This window comes from Neisseria sicca, from assembly GCF_003044565.1.
Lineage (GTDB): Bacteria > Pseudomonadota > Gammaproteobacteria > Burkholderiales > Neisseriaceae > Neisseria > Neisseria sicca_A.
Genome location: NZ_POXG01000010.1, coordinates 1 through 14,470, shown reverse-complemented (window position 1 = coordinate 14,470; position 14,470 = coordinate 1). Strand labels below are relative to the sequence as shown.

Annotated in this window: 13 protein-coding genes; 3 read left to right on the top strand and 10 right to left on the bottom strand. The window is 48.0% G+C overall.

The annotated features are described in order from the left end of the window. The first annotated feature begins 223 nt into the window (after positions 1 to 223). Both DBZ16_RS16470 and DBZ16_RS14035 read left to right on the top strand, forming a co-directional pair. Positions 224 to 1,615 (top strand): calcium-binding protein, encoded by a 1,392-nt coding sequence (locus DBZ16_RS16470; protein WP_240600406.1) that lies wholly within the window; start codon positions 224 to 226, stop codon positions 1,613 to 1,615. Between the two features lie 170 nt (positions 1,616 to 1,785). Continuing rightward, positions 1,786 to 2,646: a phosphoribosylaminoimidazolesuccinocarboxamide synthase gene (locus tag DBZ16_RS14035; RefSeq protein ID WP_107814421.1), complete on the top strand. Its 861-nt coding sequence runs from the start codon at positions 1,786 to 1,788 to the stop codon at positions 2,644 to 2,646. A gap of 768 nt (positions 2,647 to 3,414) precedes the next feature. On the opposite strand, the gene DBZ16_RS14030 is transcribed toward DBZ16_RS14035, so the two are convergent. The 10 genes from DBZ16_RS14030 to rfbB all read right to left on the bottom strand — a co-directional run bounded on the left by DBZ16_RS14030 (position 3,415) and on the right by rfbB (position 14,083). Beyond that, positions 3,415 to 5,640, bottom strand: coding sequence for an NADP-dependent isocitrate dehydrogenase (locus tag DBZ16_RS14030; protein WP_107814420.1), 2,226 nt, complete (start codon positions 5,638 to 5,640; stop codon positions 3,415 to 3,417). Positions 5,641 to 5,818: 178 nt separating this feature from the next. Continuing rightward, positions 5,819 to 6,478 (bottom strand): hypothetical protein, encoded by a 660-nt coding sequence (locus tag DBZ16_RS14025; protein WP_107814419.1) that lies wholly within the window; start codon positions 6,476 to 6,478, stop codon positions 5,819 to 5,821. A 200-nt stretch (positions 6,479 to 6,678) separates the two neighbouring features. Continuing rightward, entirely contained in the window at positions 6,679 to 7,182 is a 504-nt protein-coding gene (locus DBZ16_RS14020) for a hypothetical protein (RefSeq protein ID WP_107814418.1), read from the bottom strand. A gap of 197 nt (positions 7,183 to 7,379) precedes the next feature. Continuing rightward, complete coding sequence (locus DBZ16_RS14015) at positions 7,380 to 8,030, bottom strand: hypothetical protein (protein WP_107814417.1); 651 nt, start codon at positions 8,028 to 8,030, stop codon at positions 7,380 to 7,382. Between the two features lie 284 nt (positions 8,031 to 8,314). Beyond that, positions 8,315 to 9,532, bottom strand: coding sequence for an aspartate kinase (locus DBZ16_RS14010; RefSeq protein WP_107814416.1), 1,218 nt, complete (start codon positions 9,530 to 9,532; stop codon positions 8,315 to 8,317). A 434-nt stretch (positions 9,533 to 9,966) separates the two neighbouring features. Continuing rightward, a complete protein-coding gene (locus DBZ16_RS14000; protein ID WP_107814415.1) occupies positions 9,967 to 10,845 on the bottom strand; it encodes a metal ABC transporter permease in 879 nt (292 codons plus the stop codon). Positions 10,846 to 10,950: 105 nt separating this feature from the next. Beyond that, complete coding sequence (gene rfbC, locus DBZ16_RS13995) at positions 10,951 to 11,490, bottom strand: dTDP-4-dehydrorhamnose 3,5-epimerase (protein ID WP_107814414.1); 540 nt, start codon at positions 11,488 to 11,490, stop codon at positions 10,951 to 10,953. 173 nt (positions 11,491 to 11,663) lie between these two features. Continuing rightward, a complete protein-coding gene (gene rfbA, locus DBZ16_RS13990) occupies positions 11,664 to 12,539 on the bottom strand; it encodes a glucose-1-phosphate thymidylyltransferase RfbA (RefSeq protein WP_107814413.1) in 876 nt (291 codons plus the stop codon). A 53-nt stretch (positions 12,540 to 12,592) separates the two neighbouring features. Then, positions 12,593 to 12,964 (bottom strand): hypothetical protein, encoded by a 372-nt coding sequence (locus DBZ16_RS13985; RefSeq protein WP_003743707.1) that lies wholly within the window; start codon positions 12,962 to 12,964, stop codon positions 12,593 to 12,595. A gap of 54 nt (positions 12,965 to 13,018) precedes the next feature. Beyond that, positions 13,019 to 14,083, bottom strand: coding sequence for a dTDP-glucose 4,6-dehydratase (gene rfbB, locus DBZ16_RS13980; RefSeq protein ID WP_107814412.1), 1,065 nt, complete (start codon positions 14,081 to 14,083; stop codon positions 13,019 to 13,021). A gap of 194 nt (positions 14,084 to 14,277) precedes the next feature. Between rfbB and DBZ16_RS13975 the strand changes: the two genes are divergently transcribed. Then, positions 14,278 to 14,470 (top strand): hypothetical protein (locus DBZ16_RS13975; protein ID WP_159070337.1); only part of this gene is annotated, 193 nt, incomplete at its 3' end.

Below are 14,470 nucleotides of genomic sequence, written 5' to 3'. Positions count from 1 at the left end.
ATAATATTGCAATTTTGAGGAAATAATAAAGGTAGTTTCCAATGTAATATTGTTCATTCTCATGGAAAAATTAGTTTCCACTTATCCCAAATTTATACCGTTGGTGATGAGAATGTAAGTTTTCTGCGAAATATCACTAAAATAACAATGTAGGCAGTTTGGCTGGTCTGTATTTTTGTCAAAAGGCCTATGCTTCTTAATTATATTCTGGGAGTGATTTATTATGACTTATCATTATGGCGGCTACTCTTCCAAAGGCCACTTCAACGCATACTGCCCTCCGGTGAAACCGTACAATCCTTACTGCCCTCCGAGCCATGGCGGCTTCGGTTACAAAGGTAGTTTCCATAACTACGGCTCTTCCCACGGCATCAAAGTACATCATGGCAAAATCGGTCATGGTGCATACTGCCCACCTCCAAAAGTTGCTTACAAATGCGTGGTAATCAAGTTTGATTGCAACCCAGGTAAACCTTATTACCCTAAACCAGCTCCAAAACCGGTTCCTCCGAAGAATGTTGATCCGTACTGCCCACCGGTAGAGCCTCAAAAACCGCAACCTCAACCACAACCTAAGCCGCAGCCACAACCTCAGCCGCAGCCTAAACCACAACCAAAACCGCAGCCTAAACCTAACGACAAAGACTGCAAAGATTGCGTTGATGACCAAAATCAACAAAATACTTACGGCCATGATGACAAAAATCCGGGTAACATCATCCATGTCGATGGTTCAACCAAAGATAAAGATGGTCTGACCAAAACCGTAGGTACTGATAAAAAAGATACCATTTACGGTACAGGCGGTGATGACGTTATCTACGGTGGCGACGGTGCTGACGTGATTTACGGTGGTGACGGTAACGACACTCTGCAAGGTGACAACAACGGTGACTCCCTGTACGGTCAAGGCGGTAAAGACTACCTGCAAGGCGGTGACGGTAATGACTACCTGAACGGCGGTTCTGACGCTGACATCATGCGCGGTGGTGATGGTAATGACGTTTACTTTGTTGACCACAAAGGCGACCAAGTTATCGAATACGGTAATGCTAACGGCGGTATCGATACCGTTCGCAGCGTAATCGACTACACCCTGACTGACAACGTTGAACACCTGTTCTTGCAAGGTTCCGGCAACATCAACGGTACCGGTAACGCTTTGAACAACGACATCAACGGTAACTCAGGCGACAACCACTTGTACGGCTTGGCAGGCGACGACTGTCTGGTTGGTAAAGACGGTAACGACTACCTCGACGGCGGCATCGGCAACGATGTTCTGATCGGCGGTACCGGCAACGACACTTACTTCTTCGACAAAGGTTACGGTCGCGATACCATCCAAGACGAAAGCGGTAACGATACCCTGCAATTCGGCAAAGGTGTTTCTGCTTCCGACGTATTGTTGAGCAAATCAGGCAACAACCTGACCGTATCTGTTGGCAATAACGATTCTGTTACAATTGACGACTGGTTCTCCGGTAACAACCACAAAATCGAAAACTTCAAGTTTGCTGATGGCAGCACTTACGAAGTAACCGGTCATGGTGATTACTACTCTCTGTCAGCTGTAAACAGCATCCAACAACAAACCCAAGTTCCTAACATCTAATCTCTGATTAGTGGTTATACTTAGGCTTGATAAGGTCGTCTGAAAGCGTCTGCATTCATGCAAAACGTTTTCAGACGACCTATTTTGTAAACAATCTAACCCCAAAATCCAAATTCGGATAAAATAACGGAATCCTGTTTAAACCAAGTCAGCGAAGGGAGAAACCTGAAATGTCCGAAATCAGCTTGAAAAAAATTTACTCTGGAAAAGTGCGCGATTTATACGAAATCGACAGCAAACGCATGTTGATGGTTGCGTCAGACCGACTGTCTGCATTTGACGTGATTTTAGACAATCCGATTCCAGGTAAAGGAGAAATTCTGACGCAGATTTCCAATTTCTGGTTTAAAAAACTGGCGCATATCATGCCTAATCATTTTACCGGTGACACGACTTATGACGTATTGCCCGAACATGAAGCCCAAGCCATTGAGAAACGTGCGGTTGTCGCCAAGAAACTGACTCCTGTCAAAGTAGAGGCGATTGTGCGCGGTTATTTGGCGGGCAGCGGGTGGAAAGATTACCAAAAAAACGGTTCTGTCTGCGGCATCAAACTTCCCGAAGGGATGAAAGAAGCGCAGCAGCTTCCAGAAGTGATTTTTACTCCGTCCACCAAGGCTGCCGTTGGCGATCATGATGAAAATATCAGTTTTGAAGAATGTGAACGCATTATCGGTAAAGAGCTGGCGGCTGAGGTACGCGCTAAAGCCATTCAGCTTTATACGGAAGCCGCAGAATATGCAAAATCACGCGGTATCATCATATGCGATACCAAATTCGAATTCGGGCTGGATGAAAACGGTACGTTAACCCTGATGGATGAAGTGCTGACGCCTGACTCAAGCCGCTTTTGGCCGGCGGATCAATATCAAGTCGGCACCAATCCGCCATCTTTTGACAAGCAATTTGTTAGAGACTGGTTGGAGCAAAGCGGTTGGAACAAAAAAGCTCCAGCACCGGAAGTCCCTAGCGATGTTATTCAGAAAACAGTTGATAAATATCGGGAAGCATTAAATTTATTGACGGAATAATATAGTGGATTAAATTTAAATCAGGACAAGGCGACGAAGCCACAGACAGTACAGGTAGTACGGCAAGGCGAGGCAACGCCGTACTGGTTTAAAGTTAATCCACTATATAAAAACGGACTGGCTCTACCCAATCAAGTCAGTCCGTCTTTATTTTCCGATTAAAGAATAAAATCATAAATTTACAAAAATCCTCTATTCATCAACGGCTAAAGCATCTATGATGTCTCTCATAGCATCTCACAATAACTGTACTGTGTTTTATTTGAAAAAATAAATGGTATAGATAGGGCATCCGGTTTGTAGAACTGGGAATAATCCAAATAATAGAAAAAGAAAGGAAATAATGATGCAACATCGTAGACGATTGGCTATCTTTCAAGCCGCAAAACGTGCTTCGTTCACTGGAAAACCAGTTGCACCGACTACACCGAAAGCACGCTAAGGAATAATGCTGAGATTCCTACCAATATCTAAGACCGCCCGATTTTTCGGACGGTCTTTAGTTTTTGTACTGTTTAAAAACGCCACAATATTGTATGAGGCTTATAGATAAACGAAATTCGAATCAAGGTTGCCGTCTCAGTTTCAAAAAGAATTTCTGAGAGGGTAAAGCATGAAGTCAATCATCATCTCATCTCTACGGCTCATAGCTTTGTTCATTCACTAAGGACAAGTTGGTACTTTAGAAAGATTAAAAAGGTCGTCTGAAAACCTTTGCATACAGGTTTTCAGACGACCTTTCATGTTTACAGCGTTACTGTAACACTTTTACAGCTTTGCCAATGCTTGATTGAACGTTTCGCTCGGACGCATGGCTTGGGCGGCTTTTGCAGCATCGGGGGCGTAGTAGCCGCCGATGTCGGCTGCTTTGCCATGTGCGGCGGAAAGTTCGGCAACGATTTTCGCTTCGTCGGCGGTCAGGGTTTCTGCCAACGGCGCAAACGCTGCTTTCAATTCCGCGTCTTTATCCTGCGCTGCCAATTCTTGCGCCCAGTAGAGGGTGAGGTAGAAATGACTGCCGCGGTTGTCGAGTTCGCCTGCTTTGCGTTTGGGCGATTTGTCGTTCAACAGCAGTTTCTCGGTAGCGGCATCCAGCGTGTCGGCGAGGACTTGGGCCTTGGTGTTGCCGGTTTTTTGCGCCAGATGTTCAAACGATACGGCGAGCGCGAGAAATTCGCCCAGCGAGTCCCAGCGCAGGTGGTTTTCTTCGAGGAACTGTTGGACGTGTTTCGGTGCGGAGCCGCCCGCGCCGGTTTCAAACATGCCGCCGCCGTTCATCAATGGAACGATGGACAGCATTTTCGCGCTGGTGCCGAGTTCCAAAATCGGGAACAGGTCGGTCAGATAATCGCGCAGGACGTTCCCGGTTACGGAAATGGTGTCTTCGCCGTTTTTCAGACGACCCAAGCTGAACTTGGCGGCTTCTTCAGGCGCGAGGACGCGGATGTCGAGACCGTCGGTATCCAGTTCGGCAAGGTAGGCTTTGACTTTGGCGAGCAGGCTTTTATCGTGCGGACGGTTTTCGTCGAGCCAGAACACGGCGGGCGTGTTGCTCAGGCGGGCGCGGTTGACGGCGAGTTGTACCCAGTCTTTGACGGGCGCGTCTTTGGTTTGGCACATACGCCAGATGTCGCCTGCTTCAACGTCGTGCTGCATCAGGACATTGCCCGCCGTATCAATGACTTGAACTTGACCGTCGGCTTCGATTTCGAAGGTTTTATTGTGCGAACCGTATTCTTCGGCTGCCTGCGCCATCAGGCCGACGTTGGGCACGGTACCCATGGTCGTCGGATCGAACGCGCCGTGTTCGCGGCAAAAGTCGATGGTCGCTTGGTAAACGCCTGCGTAGCTGCTGTCGGGAATCACGGCTTTGGTGTCTTGCGCTTTGCCGTCTTTGTCCCACATACGACCGGAGTTGCGGATCATCGCGGGCATGGAAGCATCGACGATGACATCGCTGGGAACGTGCAGGTTGGTGATGCCTTTGTCGGAATCGACCATAGCCAAATCGGGGTTGGCGGCGTAAACGGCAGCGATTTCGGCTTCGACGGCAGCGCGGGTGTCCGCATCCAGTTTGTCCAGATTGGCAAGCAGGTTGCCGAAGCCGTTGTTGACGTTGACGCCGGCGGCAGCCAGTTTGTCGCCGAATTTTTCAAAGACGGGTGCGAAGAATACTTTGACGGCGTGTCCGAAGATAATCGGGTCGGACACTTTCATCATGGTGGCTTTCATGTGCAGCGAGAACAAAACGCCTTTTGCCTTCGCGTCTTTGACTTGTTCGGCAAGGAAGGCGAGCAGGGCTTTTTTGCTCATCACGGTCGCATCGATGATTTCGCCGGCTTTCAGGGCGACGGGCTCGCGCAGCTCTTTTTTGTTGCCTTGTTTGTCGGTGAACACGATGGATACGGAAGTCGCATCGGGTACGGTAACGGATTGTTCGTTATGGAAAAAGTCGCCGCTTTGCATGGTGGCAACGTGGGTTTTGGAGTCTTTCGTCCATGCGCCCATGCTGTGCGGATTTTTTTTCGCAAAGTTTTTCACTGCTTTAGGCGCGCGGCGGTCGGAGTTGCCTTCGCGTAAAACGGGATTGACCGCGCTGCCTTTGATGCGGTCGTAACGTTCGCGCACGGCTTTTTCTTCATCGGTTTGCGGGTCGGCGGGGTAATCGGGGACGGCAAAGCCTTTTGCCTGCAATTCTTTAATTGCGGCGGTCAGTTGCGGTACGGACGCGCTGATGTTCGGCAGTTTGATCACGTTGGCATCGGGCTGTTTCACCAGTTCGCCCAACTCGGCAAGCGCGTCGGGTACGCGCTGCGCTTCGGTCAAATATTCGGGGAACGCCGCCAAAATGCGGCCGGACAGGGAAATATCGCTGGTTTTGACTTCGATACCGGCATGGCGGGTAAACGCCTGCACAATCGGCAGCAGGGATTGGGTCGCCAGCGCGGGGGCTTCGTCGGTATGGGTGTAGATAATGGTGGCTTTGCTAGTCATGGGATATTCTCTTGTAGGTTAGGTTTTTCTTTTCGAATGCGGCACAAAAGCGCGCTGCGTGGCTATTATGGCATATTTCGGCAGGCTTGGGATATGGTTTTAATATGTTATCAATCAGTTTGCAAAAAGGTCGTCTGAAACGGCTGCGATAGTGTTTTCAGACGACCTTTTGGGGGGATTATAGGGAATATTTTTTCTTTAATGCACGGACGGCTTTCAACATTTCTGCATTGCTTCTCTTAATTTCTTCCTGAGCTTTATTTTGTTTTTCTCGAAAAGCCATTACACCCAATCGGTTTATTTCAGGGTCTTTTTCTCCTTCACCCATCAAGGTTTTTTGATGTTTTATCAAATATTCCAAAACCTTACTTGTCAATATGTTGATTTTGACCCTCCGGTTGACCAGTGCTTTAATTTCAGAATCGCGGAAATCAGCATCCAAAAATCTTCCGGTAACTTTTTTCCACTCATCATCCAGCTTTTTTGCAGCTTCAAAAAATTCTGGGGAGTGCGTCGAATTTTCTCCAGCTCGGTTAAATTCATCTTGTGCCACCATCAATTTCGAATGAGACTGTAAAACGATTTCGAAAAATTTAACCAAATCCGCCCGCCCGTGTGGCGATTTTACATTTGAAATAGGAATCGGCTCCAGCAGTTTAGGATCAGGTTCGGGAAAGTCGTTGATCATTTTGGCATACCCGGCAGGCAGCATGACCTTGCCTTTGGAAGTTTGCACCGCGACGCGTTTTTCGGCAACGGGTTTGGCAGCGGTGCTTACGCTGACAGTCAATGCGGATGCGGTCAGCAACACTGAAACGAAACGGATGAAGGCAGTCATAGAGCTCCTGAAATATTGCGTTGATAATCTGTTAGTCCAGCGGTGGTAAAAAAGGTTTCTTATTTTCAGACGACCTTGGAGAAGGAATCCGATTGTTGGATATTGATATGGCAAACTTAAAGATATTTTTATGAATAAAGCCCCAAATCTGCTTAAACTCTCTTCAGATATCACAGATTGACCTACAGACTGCTGAAAAATTATTTATTAGAAAAGACCACAAATTTTCCATTAGGATAGAAACCTTCATATCCACATGGAAAACCATTATTGAGATAAATTAGCCTCATTTTTTCAATAAATGGAGATGTTTTATTATGGGAAACGCATAATAAAAGTTTTAGCATATCTCCTTCCATATTATTAAAAAGGAGGGAGATTCCCGTATCAGCATCATAACCAACTTTTTTGGTTGCGCCACAGAAGTCTTTTGAGTAATTTAATTCTTCTTCTAGAAAATGATTAATTTTTGATAATATATTGCTATTTTCATAAATATTTAAATTAACTAATTGCTCTTCCCATAATGATTGCCAATCTTGAAAAAATTCTTCTGAATCATCAGTTGCAAAATAAGTAGCTAAATCACCATCATGGATTATCTTAATTTGATCATCTTTTATGTTAAAAGGTGAAGCATAGAATTTTTCATTTTTTAAGAATTGAATTAATTCATCATATTCAATATCTTTAATATTCCACATATATCCTATACCTTGTCAGAATTCTAAAATCAATTACTGCTTTTTTAGGTTTTATTTCCTGAGGAGATGTCCTATAAACAGCTAAGAAGATGTTATCGGATACGGATCTCAACCTACAGGTTTTCTCTCATAAAAAAGGTCGTCTGAAACGGCTGCAATAGCGTTTTCAGACGACCTCTAATGGCGTTTAACTCAGATTATTGAGCATATTTTTTACCCAAGGCTTGAGCAGCTTTTTGTACTTCCTGATTGGCTTGGCGTAAAACCGTTTCCATATTGTGGGTTTTGTCTTGGTATGCTTTCATGAATTGGACAGCTTCTTTGTCTTTCATGTCAATCTTTAGGGCGGTAGCATTTTCGCTGGACAGGATGATCATTTCGTTGGCTGTTTTGCTTGTTTGCAGCATACGGTCAAGAACGGCTTTAACTTCAGCATCTTGAATATTGAGTTTCTCGGCATCTTGAAGGTATTTATCAAGAGCGGGTGTCAACTCTTTGACAGCTGCAAGCGCGGCTGCTTCATCACCTTTTAATGCCGTTTGTTGCAGCTTGGAAGACATTTGCGCGATTTTTTGTGCTTCCGCTCCTGAGATATATTCCATGAATTTCTTCAGGTCTTCCAAACCGGTTGGGGATTTTTTGTCGGAAATGGTGATCGGCTCTGCCAATTTGGGATCGGGAACGGGGAATTTATTGATGATTTCAGCGTATTTGCCGGAGAGGGTAACTTCGCCCTCGGCTGTTTGTACGGTAGTGGGTTTGCTGTCAGCCGATTTGCCTGAGTCGCCACAGGCTGCCAATGCCGCAGCGGTGAATAATGCTAAGCCGAATTTTGTTAAGGTGTTCATAAGAGTCCTTTGAAGAAATAGGCAGATAATCGATGCTTATCGAAATGATAGACGCTTTATTCTAGCACGGACTCGATTGATATGCTTGAGAATTATTTGAACGGAATGGTAGAGCTGTCGTTTTGAGATATGTTGAATATCAAAATAAGGTCGTCTGAAAACCGTGTACCGGCTTTCAGACGACCTTGGATTTTGTTGCGGGCGGATTATTAAGCTGAAGCGGAACTCGGCAATTCGAGCTGAGATGTTTCATTGCTCAAGTGTCGGATGCCGCTAAAACTTCATTAACCCAAATTGAATGCTTTGTGCAGGACGCGGGTAGCGAGTTCCATGTATTTCTCGTCAATCAGGACGGAAACTTTGATTTCTGAGGTAGAAATCATTTGGATGTTGATGCCTTCTTCGGCGAGGGTGCGGAAGATTTTGGCGGCAACGCCGACGTGCGAACGCATACCCAAGCCGACTGCGGAGACTTTGCACACGGTGTCGTCGCCGTCGATGGCGGCTGCGCCGATGCTGTCTTGCAGTTTGGACAGGATTTCGATGGTTTGTCTGTAATCGCCGCGCGGTACGGTGAAGGAGAAATCAGTGGTGCCTTCGCTGCCGACATTTTGGATGATCATATCGACTTCGATGTTGGCATCGGCAACCGCGCCTAAAATTTGGTAGGCGACGCCGGGTTTGTCGGGTACGCCGCGCACGTTGATGCGGGCTTGGTTTTTATCGAATGCGATACCGGTTACGGCAGCTCTTTCCATGTTTTCGTCCTCTTCAAAGGTAATTAAGGTGCCGTTGCCGCCGTCTTGCAGGCTGCTCAGTACGCGCAGGCGCACTTTGTATTTTCCGGCGAATTCTACTGAACGGATTTGCAAAACTTTCGAACCGAGGCTTGCCAGTTCGATCATTTCTTCAAATGTAACCGTATCCATGCGGCGCGCTTCGGGTACGACGCGGGGGTCGGTGGTGTAAACGCCGTCTACGTCGGTATAGATTTGGCATTCGTCCGCTTTGAGGGCTGCGGCGAGCGCAACGGCGGAAGTGTCGGAACCGCCGCGTCCGAGCGTGGAAATGTTGCCTTCGCTGCTGATGCCTTGGAAGCCGGCAACGATGACGACTTTGCCTGCGTCGAGGTCGGCGCGCATTCTTTGGTCATCAATGCTTTCAATGCGGGCTTTGGTGTGGGCGGTATCGGTTTTGAGGGCGACCTGCCAGCCGGTGTAGCTTTTGGCATCCACGCCGATGTCTTTCAATGCCATCGCTAAAAGACCGATGGTCACTTGTTCGCCGGTAGCTAAGACGACGTCCAGCTCGCGCGGATCGGGATGCTCCTGCATTTCGTGCGCCAGCGCAACCAAGCGGTTGGTTTCGCCGCTCATGGCGGATACGACGACAACGATGTCGTGTCCTTCGGCGCGGGCTTTGGCGACACGTTTGGCTACGTTTTTAATGCGTTCGGGCGAGCCTACTGATGTGCCGCCGTATTTATGTACGATTAACGCCATGTTTCGTGCTTTCTTGGGGGTAGTTGGTCGGGCAGCATGGTTTGCTGTAAAAGGGCTTATTATTACTATTTTTTACATGAAATTCAAGGCTGGAACGGGAATAATCGAATTTTGTACTGTAATGGGAAAATAAGGGCGGTGGAGTGTGATTCATGACAAAAGGTCGTCTGAAAACCAAAGGGATGGTTTTCAGACGACCTTTTGTTTCAGTTGGGTAATGAAACTGAATCAGGAACAATGAATTTATGGTTTGATTGGTTTTTATAGTTGATTAAATTTAAACCAGTACAGCGTTGCCTCGCCTTAGCTCAAAGAGAACGATTCTCTAAGGTGCTGAAGCACCAAGTGAATCGGTTCCGTACTATTTGTACTGTCTGCGGCTTCGTCGCCTTGTCCTGATTTAAATTTAATCCACTATAGATTATGGCTTGTCGTCAGGCGGTGCGGTGTTTTTTGCCGCGTATCCATTTGGTCAATATGCCGCCTTCGCTGCCGAAGATGACGGACAGGGTGTACAAGACGCCGCAACACAAAATAATGGCAGGACCGGACGGTATTTCGACGTGATACGAAAACAGTAAGCCCGCAAAGCCGCAGAAGAGTGCCAGCAAGACAGACAATAAAATCAACATGCCCATATTTTTTGCCCACAGGCGGGCGGTAATGGCGGGCAACATCATCAGTCCGACCGACATCAGCGTGCCGAGTGCTTGAAAGCCGGCAACCAGATTCATGACTACCAACACGAGAAACGCGACATGCCAAAAGCCGCCTTTCCCGCCAACGGCTTTTAGAAACAGGGGATCGATGCTCTCCAAGACTAAGGGGCGGTAGATGATTGCCAAGACGGCAATCGTTACGCTGGCGGCGATGGCAATCAGTTGCAAGGCGGGGATGTCCACCGCCAAGACGGAACCAAACAACAAATGCAGCAAATCTACGCTGCCGTCTTTTTGTTTGCTGACCAAGATGACGCCGATTGCCAGACTGCTCAAATAAAATGCGGCAAAGTTGGCATCCTCTTTCAAAGTAGTAAAACGGCTGACCAATCCTGCCAAAAGAGCCATCAGCATACCGGCGACAAAGCCGCCGATACTCATTGCCGGCAGGCTCAAACCGGCAAAAATATAACCTATCGCGGCTCCGGGCAACACGGCATGGCTTAATGCGTCTCCGACCAAACTCATGCGGCGCATCACGAGGAAAACGCCGACAGGTGCGGCACTGAGTGCCAAACAGAATATCGATGCCAGCGCATAACGCATGAAATCGAATTCTGCGAACGGAGAAATCAGTAAATCGTAAAAATTCATTGTGTTTGCCGTTTGGGTTTGAAAATAATCGATGCAGGCGCATTATCCTGATTCTGCCGCATAAGGGCAAATGGGATAACCGCCTGCAATCGTTTTCAGACGACCTTAAAAGGTTGCGGCTTCTGCCAAGATTTTACCTGCCAAGTCTTTGGGCGACAGGTTGGGTTCGCCTTGCAGCGGCCATTCGATGCCGACGGTCGGGTCGTTCCAAATCAGCGAATGTTCGGCTTTCGGGTTGTAATAGTCCGTGCATTTGTAAACGAATTCGGCTTCATCGCTCAAAACGTAAAAGCCGTGTGCGAAACCTTCGGGTACCCAAAGCTGGCGTTTGTTTTCAGCCGACAGGATTTCGCCTGCCCATTTGCCGAAAGTCGGCGAACCTTTGCGCATATCGACGGCAACGTCGAACACTTCGCCGACAACGACACGGACGAGTTTGCCTTGCGTGTTTTCGGTTTGGTAATGCAGGCCGCGCAATACGCCTTTGCCTGATTTGGAATGGTTTTCCTGCACGAAGGTGCGGTCGCAGATGTTGGCCTTAAACCATTCGTCGCGGAAGGTTTCCATAAAGAAGCCGCGCGCGTCGCCGAAGACTTGCGGTTCTAAAAGTTTGACTTCGGGAATGGTGGTATCAATGATTTTCATATTTTTAATTTCACTTGAACGAATTAAGAAAAACTACGCTTGATTCGGTGAATATAGTGGATTAACTTTAAACCAGTACGGCGTTACCTCGCCTTGCCGTACTATCTGTACTGTCTGCGGCTTCGTCGCCTTGTCCTGATTTAAATTTAATCCACTATACAATCTGTTTGACCTTACCGGTTTATACCCGCCAGCAGGCGTAACAGATATTGACCGTATTGGTTTTTTGCCATCGGACGGGCGAGTTCTTCCAAGCGCTCGTCTGAAAGCCAGCCGTTGCGCCAAGCGATTTCTTCGAGGCAGGCGACTTGCAGGTCTTGGATGTTTTGCACGGTTTGGACGAATGAGGCGGCTTCGTGCAGGCTTTCGTGCGTACCGGTGTCCAACCATGCAAAGCCGCGTCCCAAAAGCTGGACGGACAATGAACCGTCGTCAAGATACATTTGGTTGAGCGTGCTGATTTCGAGTTCGCCGCGTGCGGAGGGTTTGACTTGTTTGGCAAATTCTACGACGCGGTTGTCGTAGAAATATAAGCCTGTTACCGCCCAGTCGGATTTGGGCTGCTTCGGTTTTTCTTCGATGGATAAGGCGTTGAAGTTTTCGTCAAATTCAACGACGCCGAAACGTTCAGGGTCTTTGACTTGGTAGCCGAACACGGTGGCACCGTGTTGTTTGGAGGCAGCTTGTTTCAGGGTTTGGGTGAACGATTGGCCGTAGAAAATATTGTCGCCCAAAACCAAACAGACGTTGTCGTTGCCGATAAATTCTTCGCCGATGATGAATGCTTGTGCCAAGCCGTCAGGGCTGGGCTGCTCGGCATAGCTGATGGAGATGCCGAAATCGCTGCCGTCACCCAGCAGTCGTCTGAAAGAGGGATTGTCTTCGGGGGTGGTGATGACCAAGATTTCACGTATTCCTGCCAGCATCAATACGGACAGGGGATAGTAAATCATGGGTTTGTCGTACACGGGCAGAAGCTGCTTGGACACACCGCGCGTGATGGGGTAGAGGCGTGTGCCGCTGCCGCCGGCAAGGATGATGCCTTTCATGGGTTTTCTCCTGAGTAGTGTGTGTTTGCGTGATTTTCAGACGGCCTTCGGTCTTAAAGAGGCTTGCCGTTTCTCATGCCGAAGAAGCTTTTGATATCGAAGTAAATGGAACGGATGTCACCAGCTTCATTTTGAACGTCAATACGGTCATAGACGCTGTCATTTTTCTTTAACAGAGCTTGTCCGACTACACGATATTCAGGCATGTGTTCTTCAATCCAGGAGTATTCGGCGGCAATGCCACGCATAGTATCATTTTCAATGATGACAATTGCCCTTTCGATAGAGCTACCATCGGCTTTTATTGTCTTCTGAACTGTCGTTTGTGCAACATGATGTCGTGTTTCTTTGGCTGAAATTGGCGTAGAAACAAACAAGACGGAGGTCAAAGTTGCTAATAAGAAAATGCGGAATGGAGAGTACATGGATATTCCTTTGTATGATGAAGTCTGATGTTTTCAATAGAAGGATTGCATAGTTTACAACTTACCTAAACGTTCCAAACGGTAGTTGCCGTTCAATACGTTTTGCCACCAGGTTTTGTTGTCCAAATACCATTGCACTGTTTTGCGGATACCGGATTCAAACGTTTCCTGCGGTTTCCAGCCCAGTTCCCTGCCGATTTTGGCGGCGTCGATGGCATAGCGTACGTCATGACCAGGGCGGTCTTGCACGAAGGTAATCAAATCTTCGTACCGTGCTACGCCGGCAGGTTTTTCAGGAACGAGTTCTTCCAGCAGGGCGCAGATGGTTTTGACCACTTCGATATTGGCTTTTTCATTGTGTCCGCCAATGTTGTAGGTTTCGCCGACGACGCCTTCGGTAACAACCTGATACAGCGCGCGGGCGTGGTCTTCGACAAACAGCCAGTCGCGGATTTGCATCCCGTCGCCGTACACAGGCAGCGGTTTGCCGTCGAGCGCGTTCAGAATCATTAACGGGATGAGTTTTTCGGGGAAATGGTACGGACCGTAGTTGTTCGAGCAGTTGGTTACGATGGTCGGCAGACCGTAGGTGCGCAGCCATGCACGCACAAGATGGTCGCTGGACGCTTTGGAGGCAGAGTAGGGGCTGGACGGGGCGTAGGGCGTGGTTTCGGTAAACAAATCGTCCGTGCCATGTAAGTCGCCGTAGACTTCGTCAGTGGAAATATGGTGGAAACGGAACGCCGCCTGTTTTTCAGACGACATTTGCTGCCAATAGGCACGCGCAGCTTCCAGCAGGTTGAACGTGCCGACGATGTTGGTTTGGATGAATTCGCCAGCAGAATCAATCGAGCGGTCAACATGACTTTCCGCCGCCAAGTGCATCACAGCATCGGGCTGGTGTTGTGCAAACACGCGGTCAAGTTCGACACGATCGCAAATGTCCACTTGCTCAAAAGCGTAACGAGGGCTGTCGGCAACGTCGGTCAGTGATTCGAGATTGCCCGCGTAAGTTAACTTGTCGAGATTGATGACAGAATTTTGGGTATTTTGGATGATGTGGCGGACAACTGCCGAGCCGATAAAGCCCGCGCCGCCGGTAACGAGGATTTTTTTCATGAGATGGGTCTAAGATACAGTACAGCCTTGAATTATAACTGTATACGTGTATGCGTGTATACATGGAGGGAATTTAACGACATAGTATTTTTCTTGCCGCTTAGGTGAAATTTATGCCATTTGTCTTAGTTAATATATTCGTCATTTCTGTTGTGATATATTACAAATACTTATCATAACTTTCTCTTGAAATCATGACTGCCTGCCAATCCTACCACCTCACCTTCGCCCGTTTCTCCCCCGCCCTCTCCGTCAAATCCTTCACCGCCTCCGAAGCCGCCAACACCGCCTACCGCGTCGAAATCACCGCCACCTCCACCGATTCCTCCCTGCCGCTGTCTTCCTACCTCAACCAGCGAGCAGCGTTTGAAATTCGTCCGCAGGAGG

Bases quoted from the DNA above. Each gene is read 5' to 3' on its own strand.
- DBZ16_RS14030 (WP_107814420.1), bottom strand. From the start codon at position 5,640: ATGACTAGCAAAGCCACCATTATCTACACCCATACCGACGAAGCCCCC.
- DBZ16_RS14035 (WP_107814421.1), top strand. From the start codon at position 1,786: ATGTCCGAAATCAGCTTGAAAAAAATTTACTCTGGAAAAGTGCGCGAT.
- DBZ16_RS14025 (WP_107814419.1), bottom strand. From the start codon at position 6,478: ATGACTGCCTTCATCCGTTTCGTTTCAGTGTTGCTGACCGCATCCGCA.
- rfbB (WP_107814412.1), bottom strand. From the start codon at position 14,083: ATGAAAAAAATCCTCGTTACCGGCGGCGCGGGCTTTATCGGCTCGGCA.
- DBZ16_RS16470 (WP_240600406.1), top strand. From the start codon at position 224: ATGACTTATCATTATGGCGGCTACTCTTCCAAAGGCCACTTCAACGCA.
- rfbA (WP_107814413.1), bottom strand. From the start codon at position 12,539: ATGAAAGGCATCATCCTTGCCGGCGGCAGCGGCACACGCCTCTACCCC.
- DBZ16_RS14000 (WP_107814415.1), bottom strand. From the start codon at position 10,845: ATGAATTTTTACGATTTACTGATTTCTCCGTTCGCAGAATTCGATTTC.
- DBZ16_RS14015 (WP_107814417.1), bottom strand. From the start codon at position 8,030: ATGAACACCTTAACAAAATTCGGCTTAGCATTATTCACCGCTGCGGCA.
- DBZ16_RS13985 (WP_003743707.1), bottom strand. From the start codon at position 12,964: ATGTACTCTCCATTCCGCATTTTCTTATTAGCAACTTTGACCTCCGTC.
- rfbC (WP_107814414.1), bottom strand. From the start codon at position 11,490: ATGAAAATCATTGATACCACCATTCCCGAAGTCAAACTTTTAGAACCG.
- DBZ16_RS14020 (WP_107814418.1), bottom strand. From the start codon at position 7,182: ATGTGGAATATTAAAGATATTGAATATGATGAATTAATTCAATTCTTA.
- DBZ16_RS14010 (WP_107814416.1), bottom strand. From the start codon at position 9,532: ATGGCGTTAATCGTACATAAATACGGCGGCACATCAGTAGGCTCGCCC.